The sequence below is a fragment of the Pallidibacillus pasinlerensis genome, assembly GCF_009996845.1.
GTDB classification, from domain to species: domain Bacteria; phylum Bacillota; class Bacilli; order Bacillales; family Caldibacillaceae; genus Pallidibacillus; species Pallidibacillus pasinlerensis.
Window position 1 is genome coordinate 1 of record NZ_JAACYS010000131.1, and the last position, 1,816, is coordinate 1,816.

General features: G+C 36.3%; 1 protein-coding gene. It reads right to left on the bottom strand.

What is annotated here, in order from left to right; all coding sequences use genetic code 11:
• Positions 1-1,643: IS1182 family transposase (locus GW534_RS15780; RefSeq protein ID WP_161921917.1), on the bottom strand; the 1,643-nt coding region annotated here is incomplete at its 3' end.
• Positions 1,644-1,816: the final 173 nt, after the last annotated feature.

A 1,816-nucleotide genomic window follows, 5' to 3' on the forward strand; every position in this document is an offset into this window, starting at 1 on the left:
GCTAATGCTACAATTCCAAACTCAACATGGACTTTATTGAGTCCCCGCAGTGAGAACCTGCGGAACGACCGATTGCCCTTGATGTGACCGAACACACTTTCTACCTCGATTTTCCGTCGAGCGTAGATTGCGGCATTCGTTTCACACGCAAGGGCTGTTTTGGCTCTGGCTTTCATTTCTTCATAGATTGTATTCCAATGTACTTGTCGATTCCCTTTTGCTTTTGTGCATTGTGGTTTTAATGGGCAATCCGTACAATCTTCACATTCATAAATTTTAAAACTTTGTTCATAGCCAGATGGATTCTTTTTATTTAGATATTTTTTAAAACTCACTTTCCTTCCGTTTGGACAAATAAAGCAGTCTTCTTCCTCTATATACTCCCAATTCTTCGCATTTTTAATATCATTTTTATATTTTCGAGTTTGTTCTTTTAAATAAGTCCCGTAAGGAATTAGAAATTCAAAGCGTTGTTCTCTATCATCCCCAACGGCATAAACATAATTTTCTTCACTGCCGTATCCAGCGTCGGCAATCACTTTTTTAGGCATTGGTAAAGAAGTGTTTGCCAGTTTCTCCATATGAGGTATAAAACAACGAGTGTCCGCAGGACGTTGATGAATGGAATAAAACAAGATAAATTGGTTCTCAGTCGCCATTTGAACGTTATAACCTGGTTTGAGTTGTCCGTTTTTCATATGATCTTCTTTCATACGCATAAAGGTAGCGTCAGTATCCGTTTTCGAATAGCTGTTACGGTCACCGAAAACTTGTTTTTGTTCCTTGTATTTTGTCATGCGAGGAATATAGTCTTCTTTTATTTTCTTTATCGTTTTCTTGATTTGAGTACGTTCACGTCGCATTTCTTTACGTACAGATGATGTTGTTTCCTCTTCAATTTTCTTTGTTAGTTGTTCTACTTTTTCTTCAAGTTCATTGGCAACTGCTTCTAAATCCTGTTCATCAACCTCTGTTGTTTGACCTATTTCTTCGGCCTCTAACTCTGTAATATTGTGGATTTTCTTCAACGTTTTCTCAATGTTTTCTTTTAATTTTGCCTCATATTTTGTGACTGATTTTTTCCAAACGAAGGAATATTTATTGGCGTCAGCTTCAAATTTTGTTCCATCAAGAAAGTAGTTTTCAAATGTGATGTATTTTTCTTCAATCAATTTGTGGATAACTGCCTCAAATAATTCGTCAATCATATCTTGCATCCGTGAACCACGAAAGTCATTAATGGTTCGATAGTCAGGCTGTTGCATGGCGGCTAACCACATGGTAGGGATATCTTCCATTGTCATTTTATGTATTTGACGACAGGAGTACCTCTTTTGAGAATAGCCATACAGAATAATCTTAAGCATCATTTTTGGATGGAAAGGAGGGCGACCACCGCCCTTATAGTAAGAAAACAGTCGCTCATCTGGTATTGTTTCAACCATTTCATCTACTACTCGTGCCACATGGTTATCAGGTATTAACCCCTCAATATCATAAATAACCATGACTTGCTTATTGTTGTATTCTTTAAATGTAGGAGTAATCTCTCTTTTTGGTTTTGAAGGTTCTTTATCGTTTATTTCTGGAAAAAATGACAATTGCATGGTATCATTCATAATAGTAGTCTTTTGATTACTCATAAAAATCGCCCTCTTTCTAAAATGTTTGTTTGGTCACTTACATTTTACTAGAAAGGGCGATTTTTTTGTATTTATATGCACCGATTTAATAGAAAGAGGCTGCCAAAAAGTGAAAATTACTCACTTTTTGGACAGCCTCTCTTCCTTATACCTTATTAGTTCTCAATTGCCTC